16 protein-coding genes are annotated in these 16,346 nt (G+C 42.9%); 6 read left to right on the forward strand and 10 right to left on the reverse strand.

Annotated elements, in window-relative coordinates:
• Nucleotides 1-33 precede the first annotated feature (33 nt).
• Nucleotides 34-1,164 carry an acyltransferase family protein gene (locus F972_RS11195; RefSeq protein WP_004683027.1) on the forward strand — a complete coding sequence of 377 codons (1,131 nt, stop codon included), beginning with the start codon at nt 34-36 and terminating at the stop codon, nt 1,162-1,164.
• 41 nt (nt 1,165-1,205) lie between these two features.
• Here the strand turns inward: F972_RS11195 and F972_RS11200 are convergent, their stop codons facing one another.
• From F972_RS11200 to ppx, 5 genes are read right to left on the reverse strand one after another with little or no spacing between them, the layout of a single operon-like run.
• Nucleotides 1,206-1,775 (reverse strand): YggT family protein, encoded by a 570-nt coding sequence (locus F972_RS11200; protein WP_004683029.1) that lies wholly within the window; start codon nt 1,773-1,775, stop codon nt 1,206-1,208.
• Nucleotides 1,776-1,791: 16 nt separating this feature from the next.
• Complete coding sequence (gene proC / locus F972_RS11205) at nt 1,792-2,631, reverse strand: pyrroline-5-carboxylate reductase (RefSeq protein WP_004683030.1); 840 nt, start codon at nt 2,629-2,631, stop codon at nt 1,792-1,794.
• 3 nt (nt 2,632-2,634) lie between these two features.
• Nucleotides 2,635-4,026 (reverse strand): tRNA lysidine(34) synthetase TilS, encoded by a 1,392-nt coding sequence (tilS, locus tag F972_RS11210; protein ID WP_081399046.1) that lies wholly within the window; start codon nt 4,024-4,026, stop codon nt 2,635-2,637.
• Entirely contained in the window at nt 3,963-4,787 is an 825-nt protein-coding gene (locus F972_RS11215) for an acetyl-CoA carboxylase carboxyltransferase subunit alpha (RefSeq protein ID WP_004683033.1), read from the reverse strand. The genes tilS and F972_RS11215 overlap by 64 nt, the downstream gene beginning before the upstream one ends.
• 28 nt (nt 4,788-4,815) lie before the next feature.
• Nucleotides 4,816-6,336, reverse strand: a complete 1,521-nt coding sequence (gene ppx / locus F972_RS11220) for an exopolyphosphatase (RefSeq protein WP_004683034.1) — start codon at nt 6,334-6,336, stop codon at nt 4,816-4,818.
• Nucleotides 6,337-6,609: 273 nt separating this feature from the next.
• On the opposite strand from ppx, the gene trxA reads away from it, so the two are divergent.
• The 3 genes from trxA to F972_RS11235 all read left to right on the forward strand — a co-directional run bounded on the left by trxA (nt 6,610) and on the right by F972_RS11235 (nt 9,202).
• Nucleotides 6,610-6,936 carry a thioredoxin gene (gene trxA / locus F972_RS11225; protein WP_004675702.1) on the forward strand — a complete coding sequence of 109 codons (327 nt, stop codon included), beginning with the start codon at nt 6,610-6,612 and terminating at the stop codon, nt 6,934-6,936.
• A gap of 329 nt (nt 6,937-7,265) precedes the next feature.
• Nucleotides 7,266-8,534 carry a transcription termination factor Rho gene (gene rho / locus F972_RS11230; RefSeq protein WP_004675700.1) on the forward strand — a complete coding sequence of 423 codons (1,269 nt, stop codon included), beginning with the start codon at nt 7,266-7,268 and terminating at the stop codon, nt 8,532-8,534.
• 395 nt (nt 8,535-8,929) lie between these two features.
• Nucleotides 8,930-9,202, forward strand: coding sequence for a hypothetical protein (locus F972_RS11235; RefSeq protein WP_004683035.1), 273 nt, complete (start codon nt 8,930-8,932; stop codon nt 9,200-9,202).
• A gap of 103 nt (nt 9,203-9,305) precedes the next feature.
• Here the strand turns inward: F972_RS11235 and F972_RS11240 are convergent, their stop codons facing one another.
• From F972_RS11240 to pheS, 3 genes are read right to left on the reverse strand one after another with little or no spacing between them, the layout of a single operon-like run.
• The gene (locus tag F972_RS11240; protein WP_004664224.1) at nt 9,306-9,602 is read right to left on the reverse strand and encodes an integration host factor subunit alpha; all 297 of its coding nucleotides are present in this window, start codon (nt 9,600-9,602) and stop codon (nt 9,306-9,308) included.
• The gene (gene pheT / locus F972_RS11245; protein ID WP_004683037.1) at nt 9,599-11,980 is read right to left on the reverse strand and encodes a phenylalanine--tRNA ligase subunit beta; all 2,382 of its coding nucleotides are present in this window, start codon (nt 11,978-11,980) and stop codon (nt 9,599-9,601) included. The genes F972_RS11240 and pheT overlap by 4 nt, the downstream gene beginning before the upstream one ends.
• Nucleotides 11,981-12,013: 33 nt before the next feature.
• Nucleotides 12,014-12,994: a phenylalanine--tRNA ligase subunit alpha gene (gene pheS, locus F972_RS11250; protein ID WP_004675691.1), complete on the reverse strand. Its 981-nt coding sequence runs from the start codon at nt 12,992-12,994 to the stop codon at nt 12,014-12,016.
• A gap of 231 nt (nt 12,995-13,225) precedes the next feature.
• On the opposite strand from pheS, the gene F972_RS11255 reads away from it, so the two are divergent.
• Nucleotides 13,226-14,224: a hypothetical protein gene (locus tag F972_RS11255; RefSeq protein ID WP_004683038.1), complete on the forward strand. Its 999-nt coding sequence runs from the start codon at nt 13,226-13,228 to the stop codon at nt 14,222-14,224.
• Between the two features lie 51 nt (nt 14,225-14,275).
• Here F972_RS11255 and rplT read toward each other — a convergent pair whose 3' ends face one another.
• Nucleotides 14,276-14,635 (reverse strand): 50S ribosomal protein L20, encoded by a 360-nt coding sequence (gene rplT / locus F972_RS11260; protein WP_004675688.1) that lies wholly within the window; start codon nt 14,633-14,635, stop codon nt 14,276-14,278.
• 11 nt (nt 14,636-14,646) lie between these two features.
• Complete coding sequence (gene rpmI / locus F972_RS11265; protein ID WP_004637967.1) at nt 14,647-14,841, reverse strand: 50S ribosomal protein L35; 195 nt, start codon at nt 14,839-14,841, stop codon at nt 14,647-14,649.
• A gap of 236 nt (nt 14,842-15,077) precedes the next feature.
• Between rpmI and F972_RS11270 the strand changes: the two genes are divergently transcribed.
• Nucleotides 15,078-16,331 (forward strand): MFS transporter, encoded by a 1,254-nt coding sequence (locus F972_RS11270; RefSeq protein ID WP_004683041.1) that lies wholly within the window; start codon nt 15,078-15,080, stop codon nt 16,329-16,331.
• The last annotated feature ends 15 nt before the right edge of the window (nt 16,332-16,346 follow it).

The raw sequence follows: 16,346 nt of genomic DNA on the forward strand, positions 1-16,346 counted from the left end.
ACAACTAACCATAACAGGAGAAAGGAATGCAATATGTCGTTTAATCAGGTTCAATTTAACCGTTATCATTCCATTGATTCTTTACGCTTTATTTCAATTTTTCTGGTCTTGCTGCATCATTTTAACATCCCTTACAAACTGTTTGACACCTCGATCAATTTCCAGATTTTTGGTGAAGACATCACCACCCTATTCGCCAGAAATGGTAACTATGGGGTAACGATGTTCTTTGTCATCTCAGGCTATCTGATTACTTCACATACTATCAAACGCTGGGGCACCCTAAGCCAGATCAATATGCGGGATTTCTACATCTCACGATTTGCCCGAATCATGCCCACTATGATTTTACTGGTCTGTTTGGTTAATCTTTTAGGCGCATTCGAACTCAAACCATTTATGACCCAGGCACCTAATGGCATCGTGGTGGCACAGTCAACAGTAAATTTGGCTGCTCTCACTTTTTGGATGAATATCCTGATTATCGAAAATGGCTGGGTCAACTATGTGCTGGGCGTGCTGTGGTCGTTATCCGTTGAAGAAGTCTTTTACCTACTTTTTCCACTAGCCGCCCTCTTCCTCAAAAGACAATCTCTTTTTTTGATTGCCTGTGTCGCCCTGATTCTGTTTTGTCCTTATTTTAGGTATTTACATTATGGTGAGGAAAGTGGTGCCTATCTGTATCACTATTTTTCCAGTTTTGATGGAATTGCCTTTGGCTGCCTTGCGGCATTGATTGCACCACAGCTTAAACTCCATCAAAACACATGGTCGTTCCTTAAATTTGCTGCGATCGGTACGATGCTGCTGATCTATTTTTCTGCGCCGATTAAGGAAAGCTGTGTTTGGGGAATTAGCCTATTTGCTTTGGGTACTGCAATTGTGATTCTGGCAAATGTGGCAAACGAACAAGCCAAAGTTCAGGTTGACCGCTTTAAATTCCTACAAAATATCGGTAAAAATAGCTATGAAATTTACCTATTCCACTTGATTATCCTGGGCTTTTTTAAGCTTTTTTATACGCCCGCATTGACTCAGGGTAATATTAAGCTTGTACTACTGGTGATTTATCTTGTACTTGCGATTGGACTAGGTGCAGTCATTGCCCGTTACTTTTCCAATCCACTGAATCAAAAAATACGACAACGTTTCATCAGAAAATAAAAAATGGGCATCTCGCCCATTTTTTATTGAATCCAGTTTGCTTAAAGACCTGTTAATAACACTTTAGCCGCTTCATTCATTAAGATCTCAGCAATATATAAAGCCAAGAATGCCAAAATTGGCGACAGGTCAATCATCCCCATATTCGGCAACAAACGGCGGAAAGGTGCAAGCAATGGCTCAGCAAGTTCCTGAATCACTTCAATATAAGGTGAACGTGTCTGCGTAAACATCACCACCCAGCTTAAAATGATGGTTGCAAAAATAAGGTAGCGGCAGAAACGGATCAAGTCCTGAATCATGGTCACAAAAGTCGTGATCACCAGATACACGGCACTATGCGGCATCTGTCCAGACAAATACATCAGGCCAAAGATTTTCAGTAAATACAGCACCACCAGCAAGGCAACCGCAGCCAGATTGACACGACCCTTGCTCACCGTTGGAAAAATACGGCTAAAAACATCCACAATCTTGGTGGCTTTCACGGTTGAAAGCACTACAGGATTGTATGGACTGACTGCCGCCAATTGCATTAAAAAACGGAAGAAGACCAATAAAATTGCAACATTGATCAAAACACCAAAAATTAGCGCAGAACTTGCACCCATAATTGTCTTATCCTACTTAAACCGATTTAGTCTTGTCACTCAACTCTTGTGCGAGCTCTTGGCTACGCTTCTGAGCTGCTGCAAGCGCTGCTTGAATATTTTGTGAAATCTGCGCACGGTCAAATACCTCTAATGCAGCTTGAGTCGTACCATTTGGAGATGTCACATTTTTACGCAATTCTGATGGTGAGTTGGAGCTGGTAATCGCCATTTGTGCGGCACCCAATGCCGTTTGTAACGTCAATGCTGTCGCCACTTTCTCCTCCAGACCGAGATTCTTGCCTGCACGGATCATGCTTTCCATTAAATAGAAAAAATACGCAGGACCAGAACCAGATACGGCGGTTACCGCATCAATTTGCGCCTCATTATCCAACCAGATGGTGAGACCTGTCGCTGCAAGAATCTGGCTGGTCAGTTCACGGTCCTGTTTACCAACCGCTTCAGATGCATAAATGCCATGCGCCCCTGTCTGCACCAACGCAGGTGTATTTGGCATCACACGCACAATACGCTGGCTGCCGCCAATTAAATCTGAAATCGTTTGAATTTCAGCACCCGCAATAATTGAAATCACGAGTTTATCCGACAATAAACCTTTTAATGGTTGTAATACCGTTGCCAATACCTGCGGTTTCACCGCCAACACCACCACATCCGCATTTTTAATGGCTTCAAGATTATCTGCTGTAGTTTGAATGCCTTTTTCTTCCAGTACATGACGAATCTGTTCTACGGGGTCAGAAACCGTAATGCGTGTTGTTGGTAAACCGCGGGAAAGCAGCCCACCAATCAAGGCTTGCGCCATGTTGCCACCACCAATAAAACAAATATTTTGATTCAATGCTGTCGCCATATCCTACTCGTCATGTGAAAAAGACTGCTGAGAAAAATCACCACAGTCAGAAATTAAAACTGGTTGCCAACCGCCATGCTCTACATAGTCAGAGTGCGCCAACCAAAAACCTTTTGGGCTAAAACCCCCAAGCATAACATTATCCACGACTAATATTTGAATTGTATGACGTAACCAAGGCAAAATCTGTGCTTCCTGAATGGCTTTTTTCAGTGGCCAATGCCCAACCCGCCCATAAAGATGGATTTTTTCGCCACCCTGCCGCTTGATTAAGCGCAACTCTCGACCCAGCAGTTTTGGAGAAAGCCCGATCGTCTGCGATTCAATCCTGAATTTTCCCGCTGCAACCTGTATAAATTGACCTATTTCATAATACTGTGACGACACATTTGCAATGGATGATTGCTTTTCCGCATATAATATATCATGTGTTAAACGATATAGTTTTTTCTGATAGCGAACATAATAATGCTGGTTGATATGTAAAGTCGCCTGTGCATCAGGTTTCGCCAGAATCACCTCTTGCTGTAGGCGCTGTACCATATCGTAGCTTGGACGATACTGATCATCTCCCTTTACCCAGGCTGAGAGTAATTGACGTTGCCGAGCTGCTGAAAATTGAGAAAGCGCAAGTAAGTCGATTTCATTATCTGTGGCGCAGTATTGCCAATCCTTTTGTAATACATTCTCCAATATCTCTGCTGTATCCTGCATCAGATAACTGGTGCGCGCTATAGCAGCCTGCATTTTTGGGAAGCGAGTTTGTATAACATCCCATAGCACTTCCCGACACCATGCCCGATCATAATGGGTATCATGATTGGTTGGATCAGTCACATAATCAAAACCCAGTTGCTGTGACCATTGCTCAATGTGCGCACGACTTAAGTCCAAAAATGGTCGCCAAATCGTGAGCCCTTTACGCACATCAATTTTCTGCATTGCAGCCAGTCCATTTACTCCAGCGCCAGAAAATAAACGCAATAACACAGTTTCAGCCTGATCTTGCTGATGATGAGCCAGAACTAAAACTTCATGACTTTGCAAATGCTGTTGATAGGCCTGATAACGCGCCTGCCGCGCTTGCTGTTCCAGATTGCCTGCTTCAACCTTCACCTTTTGAATGATGCAGGGAACTTTCAGTACTTCAGCTTGTTTTTGTACCAGCGTTCCCCATTCCGTACTCATCTGCTGTAGTTGATGATCAATATAAATTGCACGGGTTCTGCTTGGAAAAATTTCAGACATCAGATGCAACAACAGCATGGAATCCATGCCGCCGCTACACCCAAGCAGGAATTGGGTGGATTCAGAAAAATACTGGACTTGCGTTAGGATGCGATGCCTAAATTGCTGCTGCCAAACTTCATTAAACGTTGATAACGTGCGTCGCATCTTGCTTGAGCATCCATCGGTTGCAGTTCATCCAGAACTTGTTTTAACACATCTTTTAAGTCATGCATGACTTTTTCAGGCTGCAAATGTGCCCCGTCGCCCTCATCCACGACATATTCAACAATACCTAAAGCTTTCAGCTTGTCGGCAGTTAATGCGAGTGCTTCACTGGCTTGAGCCGCTTTATCTGCTGTTTTCCATAGAATGGAGGCACAGCCTTCAGGTGAGATCACCGAGTAAATACTGTGTGAGAGCATAATCACGCGGTCCGCCACCCCGATACCCAGCGCACCACCAGAACCGCCTTCACCAAGCACAGTAGCAATCACAGGTACTTTCAAGCTGGAAAGTTGTGCCAGACTGGTGGCAATTGCCTCCGCCTGACCTCGTTCTTCCGCACCCACCCCTGGATAGGCACCCATGGTATCGACAAAGGTAAACACAGGTAAGTTAAAACGCTCAGCCATATCCAGTAAACGTTGTGATTTACGATAGCCTTCAGGGTTACACATCCCAAAGTTGTGCTGTAGCTTTTCACGGGTGCCACGACCACGATGCTGCCCCACCACCATGACAGGCTGTCCGTCAAAACGTGCCAAGCCACCAATCATAGCACCATCGTCACCATATAAACGGTCGCCATGCAGTGCATCAAACTCAGTAAAGATTTCACTGACATAATCGAGAAATTGCGGACGCTCAGGATGTCGTGCAATTTGAACCGTAGCCCACGCCTTGGACTGAGTCGCTTTATTTTTCATAAATCAAAAATGATCCATAACAATATGGTTAATCAATAAATTTGTCTGACTGAATATTTAACTCAATGTCCCAATGCTTGAATTGCACCTGCTCATCATGCAGGTCTGCAACCAGTAAAGGCCATTGTTTAGCATCGCCAGAAACGCTGAGTTGCCATTGTTGATCATTTACCACACTCAGTTCAATGGCAGGAAGCATCTGATCACTGCGACTATGGTTCAGCAAAACTGCGAGGCGAAGCAACAGGCAAAGATAAAGTAAATGACTGCCGCCCACCTTTAACACATCATTCTTGGCATCGGCACGCAGTTTACGCCGATGGTGCGAAACCAAATGTGAAAGATGGTTTTGATCAATCTGTGAGAAGCCTGGAATATCTGAATGCTGCAACAAATAGGCACCATGACGATGATAGCCACCATGGCTAATCGCCAAACCAATTTCATGTAAATAGGCGGCACGACGCAGTAAGTCACTGTCTTCTGTGGTTAAATGCAACGCTCCAGCCACACCATCAAACAATTGCTGGGCAGTATTCACCACACGTTCAGCCTGCTTTGGATCGGCGTTATAGCGCCCCATCAAGGCCTGTACACTGCGGTCACGAATGTCTTCATGCTTGAAACGACCCAACAGGTCATACATCACGCCTTCACGCAATGCACCATCGGAATATGCCAACTTATCAATATTCAAAACGTCAAAAATTGCATACAAAATTGCCATACCTGCTGGCAAAACTGCTCGGCGGTCTTCACGCAGTCCTTCAAAATCAATTTCAGAAACATGCTTAAATTTAAGCAGGCGATCCTTTAGCTTAGAAAGTCCTTCATGTGTTAGGTTTTCCTGTTCATCACTCAGCCCCAAATTGACTGCAATCTGACGGCATGCCTTGATGGTTCCACTCGAACCAACCACCGTATCCCAGCCTTCAGTCTTATAGGTATTGGCTATCGCAGACATTTCCTTGCGTGCCGCAACTACCGCCTTATCAAAGGCCTTGGTGGAAATCTCACCATCAGGGAAATATGCCTTACTATAAGCCACACAGCCCATTTGCAAAGATTCAGTGTGTAGTGGCTCGAACTCCTCACCAATAATAAATTCGGTTGAACCACCACCAATATCGACCACCAAACGTCGTCCGCCATTGGCCATGGTATGTGAGACACCAAGATAAATCAGGCGGGCCTCTTCACGGCCTGCAATGATTTCAATGGGTTTTGGCAAGATTTCCGCAGCTTTCTGGATAAACTCATGGCCATTTTTTGCCTGTCTCAGCGCATTGGTCGCCACAATTCTTAAACGGTTGGGTGGCACAGAACTTAAACGCCCTACAAAACGAGCCAAACAGGCTAGTCCACGCTGTTGCGCAGCTTCAGTTAAATTTTTATTTTCATCCAGCCCAGCTGCTAATTGTACTTTTTCTGACATTGAAGCAACTTTTTTCACTTCACCATGATCAACACGAGCGATTGCCAAATGGAAACTATTTGAACCCATGTCAATCGCGGCAAGTAATTCTTCATCAATCAGAAAATCAGACATTATTTATATAAACCCATACACCATTCAGGCATTAGAGTAATTCACACGCCAATAATTTTAAAGTCATTTTCAGCAATAAAATTCGCGTATTTTCACTTTTATCAAGTAAATGATTGTATAAGTCGATGGTCAACATCGTGAGCATCCATTAGACTTTTTATTTTCAAACTTGAATAATCAGAACAAACCCTTACATTGAGTAAAGTAGCAATGTAATATTCATCGTGATGATGATCAAATTCGCACTTTATTCCTTAAATTTGGAGCAACCTCATGTCTGCGACTATTGTTAATACAACTGATGAAAACTTCCAAGCAGATGTTTTAGATGCTGAAACTCCTGTACTCGTTGACTTCTGGGCTGGCTGGTGTGCGCCTTGTAAAGCCATTGCACCTGTACTTGAAGACTTGTCAAATGAATATGCAGGCAAGGTGAAAATCGTTAAGGTTGACGTGACTGCATGTGAAGACACTGCTGTGAAATACAACATCCGTAACATTCCAGCATTATTGATGTTTAAAAATGGTGAAGTTGTGGCACAACAGGTTGGCGCAGCGCCGCGTTCAAAACTTGCAGCATTTATTGATCAGAACATCTAATTGCTGGATGTAGCTGCCAATTAAAAGAAATACACTATTACAGATAGTGTATTTCTTCGTAAAAATTGACAAATTCCCTGATTTCCCTTATATTACTGGATCAAGAAGCCCTGAATGGTATCTACTTCATTACGCTTCTTACAAAACACAAAACATAAGATCGCCGCTCGGCAATAAACAATTGTTTTCACATTTCTCTCTGAAACAATGAACTAAGCTACTGAATCGTGGTTGTGTACCTACAATTACATCAGCGTCTATGTATGCGGTCGATTTTTTATTCTTTTCCCAACATTATCCTCCACTTATTCCATTCTGTCTGACCACTTATGAACTTAACTGAACTCAAGAAAAAACCCATTGGCGAACTCATTAAGATTGCGGATTTTATGGGCCTTGAAGGCATGGCACGTAACCGTAAACAAGATATTATTTTTGCCATTTTAAAGCGCCATGCCATGAATGGCGAAGAAATCTTTGGTGATGGTGTTCTCGAAATTCTCTCTGATGGTTTTGGTTTCCTACGATCGGCTGCTGGTTCATATTTGGCAGGACCAGATGACATTTATGTCAGCCCATCCCAGATTCGCCGTTTCAACCTGCGTACAGGTGACACCATTACAGGTACAATTCGTCCACCAAAAGAGGGTGAGCGTTATTTTGCACTGTTAAAAGTGAATCAAATCAACTATGACACGCCTGAAAACTCACGTAATAAAATTTTATTTGAAAACCTGACGCCATTGTTCCCAACTGAACAGCTAGTGATGGAACTTGGCAATGGCACAACTGAAGACCTAACCGCACGTGTGGTTGATCTGGTTGCACCGATTGGTAAAGGTCAGCGTTCAATTATTGTGGCACCACCGAAAGCGGGTAAAACCATGTTGTTGCAAAATATCGCCCAGTCGATTGTACGCAACAACCCTGAAGTATTTTTGATTGTACTTTTAATTGACGAACGTCCTGAAGAAGTTACTGAGATGGAACGTACTGTTCGTGGTGAAGTGGTTGCATCAACCTTTGATGAAGCGCCTGCCCGCCACGTTCAGGTTGCTGAAATGGTGATTGAGAAAGCCAAACGTCTGGTTGAGCACAAGAAAGATGTTGTGATTCTGCTTGACTCCATTACCCGTCTTGCACGTGCCTACAACACCGTGATTCCATCATCAGGCAAGGTACTTACAGGTGGTGTGGATGCCCATGCCCTTGAACGTCCGAAACGTTTCTTTGGTGCGGCACGTAATATTGAAGAAGGTGGCTCATTGACCATCATCTCAACTGCCCTGATTGAAACAGGCAGTAAAATGGATGATGTCATCTATGAAGAGTTTAAGGGTACAGGCAACCAGGAAATTACACTGGATCGCCGTATTGCCGAGAAACGCGTGTTCCCTGCCATGAACATCAAGAAATCAGGCACCCGCCGTGAAGAACGCCTCATGGATGAAGATAATCTACGCAAGGTCTGGATTCTGCGCAAACTCCTCCATCCTATGGATGAGCTGGCGGCAATGGAATTCTTACTGGATCGTATGAAAGAAACCAAGACCAATGATGATTTCTTCGACCAGATGAAGCGTAAAGCGGCAAACTAACCACGGTACCTCATTAAAAAAGCCACCTTTTATGGTGGCTTTTTTAATTCGGTTGACACCGTTACATATTATTTACACATTATTTAAAAATCCCACATAAAATTTAACTTATTGTTTTTTAAAACAATGAATAAAATTTAAAGACCTAAAACAACAAATATCCGATTTAAAATTACTTTTCCATAGTTATTTTCTATCAAAAATTAGCCAATTTTTGTCATTTTTTGTCGTTTTGTTGGACAGGGCTGTAGTAATTCATGATTTGCTTTGATAGGATAGCAGCAGACCAGTTAGGCTGCTCCCTGCGTTGTTACCTAAAGCGTTTAGGAATAATAAAAGCACATACAGACTAACCCAGGTTTTTTTTAATCTCACAATTTTATGAGAGTGATGCCATGTTATTCAAGAAATTTGCTGTTGCTGCTGCTATTGCCACTACTTTAGCTTTCGTTGGTTGCTCTAAGAAAGAAGAAGCTCCTGCTGCTGACGCTACTGCTGCTGCTTCTGAAGCTGTAGAAGCTGCTACTGAAGCAACTGACGCTGCTACTGAAGCAACTGACGCTGCTGCTGAAGCGACTGACGCTGCTGCTGAAGCGACTAACGCTGCTGCTGATGCAACTGTTGTTGCTTCTGACGTTGTTGTTACTGAAGCTTCTGCTGCACAATAATCTACTTTTAGATTATTCAAAAAAGAGAACCGTTTGGTTCTCTTTTTTTATGCCTCATTTTTATTAAGTTCAAAAATTAAAAATAAGAACATAAAAAAGCAGATCAATCGATCTGCTCATTTCCAACACGCTGTCTAAATTTCTGGCCCGCCCTAAACGTAACCACTCGACGGGCAGAAATCGGAATTTCCTCACCTGTTTTTGGATTACGTCCAGGACGTTCGCGCTTGTCACGCAACTCAAAATTACCGAAACCTGAAAGTTTGACTTGCTCACCCGCAATCAATGCCTGGCTGATTTCGTCAAAAAATAACTCGACCATCTGTTTTGCTTCACGGCGATTTAAACTCGTAAGCTCACTTAAATGGTCCGCCATCTCTGCTTTTGTTAATGCTGTCATGAGGCCCTCAATGTCGCTTGGTAAGTGTCTTCCAACACTTGAATAATATTATCCATACCAGATTTAATTTCAGCATCTTCAAGCGTACGCGCTGGATGTTGCCACAACAATGCAAATGCCAGAGAACGTTTGCCTTGTTCAACCCCTTGCCCCGTATACACATCGAACAACCATGTTGAGTCGAGTAGATCCCCACCTGTTTGCTCAATTAACCGCTGAATATCTCTAACCTCAATATTATCAGAGATTAAAAGCGCAATATCACGTCTAACCGATGGAAAACGTGATAATTCTGTAAAATTAGATACATAAGATTGCAAAACCGCCTGCTGATCTAGTTCTGCCACCCATGTTGTGCTTAAATCCAGCTCATTTTCTAGTGAGGGGTGCAAACGGCCTAAATAACCAATCGACTGTCCATTTACCATAATTTCAGCAGACTGCCCAGGATGTAACCATGCACGTTCAGTACGGACAAACTCCGCCTTTACACGTCCAGCAGCCAGAATTTCTTCCACCTCTCCCTTGAAATCGAAGAAATCCATTGCCTGTGGCTTTGCATGCCAGGATTCAGGTGTACGCGACCCCACAGCAATCACGGCCAGAGTCGGAACCTGTTTCAGGTCATGAATACTTTGCGCATCCTGATAATCAAAACGCAAGCCCAGTTCAAAGAAACGAATACGCTGCTGTTGACGGTTTAGATTGTACTGGACACAAGGAATCAAGCTGGATAATAGAGTACTACGCATTGCCGCCAAATCACTGGAAATTGGGTTGGTAAGCATTAATGGCTGTACATTTGGATTCAGTTGCTTTTCAAGCTTTGCATCGGCAAAGCTAAAGCTAATCGCCTCTTGATACCCCAAAGTTGCAATGGTCTGGCGCAGTTGAGCAATTTCAAAACGGTCTTGATATTTCTCTAGTTTCACATCAATTTTTGGCAAGCTGACCTGAATGTTGTCATAGCCGTGGATACGTGCAACCTCTTCAATCAGGTCCTGATAAATAGCCATATCATAGCGATGTGATGGTGGAACTACGCTCCACTCACCTTCGGCTTTAGTTTCCACCACACAGCCCAAACGTGCTAACGCATCGGCAATAAAATCACCCACCACTTGATATCCAAGTAACTGATCAACCTGTGCCTGTTTCAATACAATTGCTTCACGTTTTGGCAATAAGCTCGTTTGTTCAACCACTGTAATTGGGCCAAACTCACCACCAGCAAAGGCTTGAATCAATTCAGAAGCACGGTGCATGGCAATCATTGGCAGTTCAAAATCGACACCACGCTCATAACGCTGTGATGAATCGGTATGTAAACCGAAACGACGAGCGCGACCAGCAATGGCTAAAGGCGCAAAGAATGCACTTTCAAGGAAGATGTCTTGTGTCTCATCGGTCACTGATGAATCCAAACCACCCATGATTCCTGCAATTGCCAATGCTTTCTGATCATCTGCAATGATCATGATGTCTTCTTGCAATTCAACTTCTTGATCATTCAACAATGTTAATTTTTCTTGCGGTTGTGCTTGGCGAACTTGAATTGAACCCTCGATTTTTGCCAGGTCAAAGGCATGCATTGGCTGGCCCAACTCAAGTAATACATAGTTGGTAATATCCACTAAAATACTATGGGTACGGATGCCTGAACGTGCCAGTGCCTGCTCCATCCAATCAGGTGTAGCCGCCTTAACATTGACATTTTTAATGATACGACCTAAATAACGTGGCGTACCTTCTGTGCTGATGTTGACCACTTTCTCATCAGAAATATTTGCTGCAATTGCCTGAATCTTCGGCTCATTCACTTCAAGCTGGTTAATGACTGCGATTTCACGGGCAATCCCACGAATACTAAAGCAGTCACCACGGTTTGGCGTGATACTGATGTCAATCACATTGTCATCAAGTTTTAAATATTCACGAATATTGATTCCCACTGGTGCATCAGCAGGTAACTCCAACAAACCATCAATTTTGTCTTCTAAATCAATTTCAGAAGCACCACAGAGCATCCCTTGTGATTCAACACCACGCAGCTTGCCTTTTTTAATTTTAAAATCGCCTGGTAATACTGCACCGATCGTTGCAACAGGTGCTTTCATGCCCACACGGACATTTGGCGCACCACAGACAATCTGCAATGGTTCACCTGAACCAATGTTCACGGTTGTCACACGTAAACGGTCTGCATCTGGATGTTGTTCAACCGTAAGGACTTCACCAACAACCACACCAGTAAACGGTTTTGCAACAGGCACTAACTCATCAACTTCCAAACCTAACATGGTCAATTGATCAGACAATCTATTGCTATCAATGGCTGGATTCACCCAGCTGCGCAACCAATTTTCACTAATTTTCATTTGTATAAACCTTCTTTAATCCTGAAAAACTGTTTAGGCAAATTGGCGTAAGAAACGCACGTCATTTTGGTAGAACATACGCAAATCATTGATGCCATAACGCAACATTGCAAAACGCTCTACCCCTAGACCAAAGGCAAAGCCTTTGTATTGATCAGGATCAATTCCTGCAGCACGCAATACATTTGGATGCACCATGCCACAGCCTAAAACTTCTAACCAACGACCACGCTCATCCATGATATCCACTTCTGCACTTGGCTCTGTAAATGGAAAGTAAGATGGACGGAAACGTACTTTTAAATCTTTTTCAAAGAACTCATTGAGTAGGTTAATCAATAAACCTTTTAACTCAGCAAAGCTGGTATTTTCAGCAACGTACAGACCTTCGATCTGATGGAACATTGGCGAATGGGTTTGATCCGAGTCACAACGATATACACGACCAGGACACACGATACGAATTGGCGGCTGACTGGTTTCCATAGTTCGAATTTGCACGCCCGAAGTATGGGTACGCAGTAAATGCGTTGCATCAAAGTAGAACGTGTCGTGCATGGCACGGGCTGGGTGATGTCCTGGAATATTTAAGGCTTCAAAGTTGTGATAATCATCTTCAACTTCAGGACCATAAGCGATCTGGAAACCCGCCTTGGTAAAGAACTGGCAAATACGCTCTTGTACTTGAGTAACAGGATGAATACTTCCCATGCGCTGCCCGCGGCCCGGTAAAGTAATATCAATGGTTTCACTTGCTAATTTTTTTGCAAGTTCAGCTTGTTGTAATGTCTGTTGACGCTCAGTCAAAGCTACATTGATCGCTTCACGCACAGCATGAATCGCAGCACCTTGTACTTTTCGCTCTTCAGGATCCATTTTTCCAAGTGCTTTCGACTGTTCTGCGAGCTGGCTTTTCTTCCCTGTAAATTGCACACGAACTTGATCGAGTGCAGCAAGGTCTTGAGCCGCTGCAATGGCAGCAAGCGCTTCAGTGGTCAGGGCTTCCAGTGACATAGTAACTCTCAAAGCAACAAAATATAGAAATATAATAAAACGCTATAGTTTATCAGCTTTTTACCAGTTTGATGAAAATAAACAGCGGTTTAAACAGCGTACTTTTGAAAATATAGATGCAAAAATAAAACAACAAGATACCTAAGCAGATCAACTAAAATTTCCGAAAAATTACTCAACAATTGAATAAAATGTATAAGATACCAATATCGTCAATGAGAAAGAATAACGATGGCGCTTGATCAAATTTGGAAACAACAGCTTACCCTAGTGACTTATGGCAATGAATTTCTTGCAGGAAATCTCAATTTTAGCCGTTGGGTCGAACATCCTATTTTTGATCACCAGTGCCTGACTTTCCGTGACCTGTTATCACAACGTTTACTGGCACAGCACTTCCAGATTTGGCTGGAGGGACTGAAAAAACAGGGCGTTACCAAACTCAGTCTACACTTATCCACTTTATTGAATGAAGAGCAAAACCCAAACCCGAATGTTGAGCTACTTCCCTTTGCACACTTTATGGTTAGCCATCAAGCCAATAAAAAAACTGCATGGATTTGTGGACAGGAACTGGCTGAATGGTATAACAGTGACAATGCGTTTGAAGTGCCTGTTTCACAGAAAATCACACTGGGACAGCAAACCTTTTGGGGTTATGAACTGAATGACAAACTTGTCAAAAAAATAAATGCTGATTTACAAAATGTAAACTGGAATAATGTCGTAGTTTTTCTGGAACGTGAGCTTTTTGACAGTAAATATGCCCCGCATTTCCCTGAACCAGAACAGCAAGACTTTCCATTTTATGGCTATAAGGTTGATCCCACCCATCTTTCAAGCCAGCAGCTTGCATTGATTCCAACAGATTATCCAGCGGATTGTGCCCATTGTTTATTACATCGCACTCAGGCCTTAGCCGACTATCTGGAAGAAAAAAGACGCCATCCCTATCATGATTCAGGTGAGCTGATTGACCCTGAGGAGCAGATCAATTTACGCAACTTTGCCCAGAAAACCGATGACTTATTTGCCAAGCTGATTGTCAAAACAGCTAACCATTACCAAACTGCACAGATCACTGCTGAACCTGAAATCATCGACAGAACTATGGAAACATCACAGCATTTTAATCAGGCTCACCAGCATAAGGTTGGAACATCTGGTGTGATTAAATTGATTATTCTCACGGTGATTATCTGTATCTGTGCGTATTATTTTGGGCTGTAAATTCCCCATAAAAAAGACCGCTAAAAAGCGGTCTTCTTTGAATCTCTAAGCTTATGCAGCTAATGCACCTTTGGCTTTTTCAGCCAAAGCAGCAAATGCAACCGCATCATGCATAGCGATGTCAGCTAATACGCGACGGTCGATGATCACTTGAGCTTTTTTCAAACCATCGATCATACGGCTGTAAGACAAACCGTTAAGACGAGCACCAGCATTGATACGCGCAATCCATAAAGCACGGAATTGACGTTTCTTTTGACGGCGGTCACGGTAAGCGTATTGGCCAGCTTTGATTACCGCCTGGAACGCTACGCGATAAACGCGTGAACGAGCACCATAGTAACCTTTAGCGCGAGCAAGAATTTTTTTGTGACGGCGATGAGCCTGTACACCACGTTTTACACGAGCCATTTATAATCTCCTTAGATGTATGGGCACATAGCACGAACTGATGCAACGTCACTTACGTGAACCATTACACAACCGCGCAATTGACGGATACGCTTAGCAGATTTTTTGGTCAAAATGTGGCGCTTGAATGCTTGTTTGCGCTTGAAACCGTTTGCAGTCGCTTTAAAGCGTTTAGCTGCACCACGGCGAGTTTTTAACTTAGCCATAGTAACCTCTTTTGGGCACCTGTTCGGCTCGTTTGCACTATTGCAAATCGACCTGCAGGTAAGGAGTGCAATATCATATAGCATCTGCGCATAAAACAAAAGCAAAATGCTTATTTTTTGATAATACCTTATCCATTTTTTCCAAACGTTATTTTCCATAACTAATTCTCAAATTATGAGAAAAATCCACAAAATCAGCGCCTATAATAGAATCAAATTATTAAATCTTTATTCTTATGAATATTCAGAATGATGCATTCGTCGCGTTACGGTATCGAGATTTCTCTATTGTGACCTTGAATCAATTTTGCTTAACACTGGCAATTTTAATTCAGGAAATTATTGTTGCTTATTCACTCTATCAAATCACTCGTGATCCCCTAACCTTAGGTTTTATTGGTCTGGCTGAAGCAATCCCATTTATCACGCTTTCTTTATGGGGTGGTTATTTTGCAGATAAACTGAATAAACAAAGCATTATGAAGGTCTGTTTATTCTTTTCCATTCCTTTACCTTTGGTTCTTTGGGGCTTATTCCATTTCCATGGCTTAGAAAAAATTGGTATTAGCACACTTTCTTGGGGCATTTATGCTGTCATATTTGCCTTAGGTACTATTCGGGGTTTTTACAATCCATCAGCAACCTCACTCAAACCCTTTTTAATTCCCCGTGAGCTTTATGCCAATGGTGCGACATGGACCACGATTGGCTGGCAAAGTGGTGTCATTATCGGGCCAATGTTGGGTGGCTTTATGTTGGCATTTCTGGGACGCGAAACGAGCCTTTTTGCAGTATCAACATTATTGGCAATCTGCTTTATTTTGATTAATTGCTTACAGAAACGAACATTCCCAAAAATGGAAACTGAGAATGTCTTACAAAGCCTGACCGATGGTTTTCGCTTTATTTGGAAAACCAAAATTGTTTTGTGGGCAATTTCACTTGATCTGGTATCAGTATTATTTGGTGGTGTGATTGCCCTACTGCCGATCTTTGCTGAAGAAATTCTAAAAGTAGGCCCTGAGGGCTTAGGCTATTTAAGAGCAGCCCCCTCTATCGGTGCCCTGATAACCATGATTGTACTGACCAAGTTCCCGCCAATGCACCATGCTTGGCGGAATATGTTATTGGCTGTCGCTGGCTTTGGTATTTTTACCATTCTGTTCGCCTTTTCAAACAATATGTGGCTATCCCTGTTTGCTCTCGCAATGACGGGTGCCTGTGATAGTATTTCGGTTGTTGTTCGTCAAACTGTGCTACAAATTTTCCCGCCTGAAAATATGCGCGGTCGAGTGGCTGCGGTAAATGGAATGTTCGTTTCATCGAGTAATGAACTCGGGGCTTTTGAATCAGGTCTGGCAGCCAAATACCTCGGAACAATCACTGCAACCATTTTTGGTGGCTGTATGACGCTTGCGGTTGTGACCTATTGCTGGTTTAAAACCAGCGATTTATTTAAAGTCGATATTACTAAAGGTACTGATCATTAAAGGTGTTTTAGGGAA

Source organism: Acinetobacter sp. CIP 102529, assembly GCF_000368325.1.
GTDB classification, from domain to species: Bacteria; Pseudomonadota; Gammaproteobacteria; order Pseudomonadales; family Moraxellaceae; genus Acinetobacter; species Acinetobacter parvus.

What these genes read in the sequence shown, in the direction of transcription:
- ppx (WP_004683034.1), bottom strand. Translation starts at nt 6,336, where the DNA reads ATGTCTGATTTTCTGATTGATGAAGAATTACTTGCCGCGATTGACATG.
- F972_RS11270 (WP_004683041.1), top strand. Translation starts at nt 15,078, where the DNA reads ATGAATATTCAGAATGATGCATTCGTCGCGTTACGGTATCGAGATTTC.
- rpmI (WP_004637967.1), bottom strand. Translation starts at nt 14,841, where the DNA reads ATGGCTAAGTTAAAAACTCGCCGTGGTGCAGCTAAACGCTTTAAAGCG.
- tilS (WP_081399046.1), bottom strand. Translation starts at nt 4,026, where the DNA reads ATGCGACGCACGTTATCAACGTTTAATGAAGTTTGGCAGCAGCAATTT.
- F972_RS11235 (WP_004683035.1), top strand. Translation starts at nt 8,930, where the DNA reads ATGTTATTCAAGAAATTTGCTGTTGCTGCTGCTATTGCCACTACTTTA.
- trxA (WP_004675702.1), top strand. Translation starts at nt 6,610, where the DNA reads ATGTCTGCGACTATTGTTAATACAACTGATGAAAACTTCCAAGCAGAT.
- rplT (WP_004675688.1), bottom strand. Translation starts at nt 14,635, where the DNA reads ATGGCTCGTGTAAAACGTGGTGTACAGGCTCATCGCCGTCACAAAAAA.
- proC (WP_004683030.1), bottom strand. Translation starts at nt 2,631, where the DNA reads ATGGCGACAGCATTGAATCAAAATATTTGTTTTATTGGTGGTGGCAAC.
- F972_RS11200 (WP_004683029.1), bottom strand. Translation starts at nt 1,775, where the DNA reads ATGGGTGCAAGTTCTGCGCTAATTTTTGGTGTTTTGATCAATGTTGCA.
- F972_RS11195 (WP_004683027.1), top strand. Translation starts at nt 34, where the DNA reads ATGTCGTTTAATCAGGTTCAATTTAACCGTTATCATTCCATTGATTCT.
- pheS (WP_004675691.1), bottom strand. Translation starts at nt 12,994, where the DNA reads ATGTCACTGGAAGCCCTGACCACTGAAGCGCTTGCTGCCATTGCAGCG.
- F972_RS11240 (WP_004664224.1), bottom strand. Translation starts at nt 9,602, where the DNA reads ATGACAGCATTAACAAAAGCAGAGATGGCGGACCATTTAAGTGAGCTT.
- F972_RS11215 (WP_004683033.1), bottom strand. Translation starts at nt 4,787, where the DNA reads ATGAAAAATAAAGCGACTCAGTCCAAGGCGTGGGCTACGGTTCAAATT.
- pheT (WP_004683037.1), bottom strand. Translation starts at nt 11,980, where the DNA reads ATGAAAATTAGTGAAAATTGGTTGCGCAGCTGGGTGAATCCAGCCATT.
- rho (WP_004675700.1), top strand. Translation starts at nt 7,266, where the DNA reads ATGAACTTAACTGAACTCAAGAAAAAACCCATTGGCGAACTCATTAAG.
- F972_RS11255 (WP_004683038.1), top strand. Translation starts at nt 13,226, where the DNA reads ATGGCGCTTGATCAAATTTGGAAACAACAGCTTACCCTAGTGACTTAT.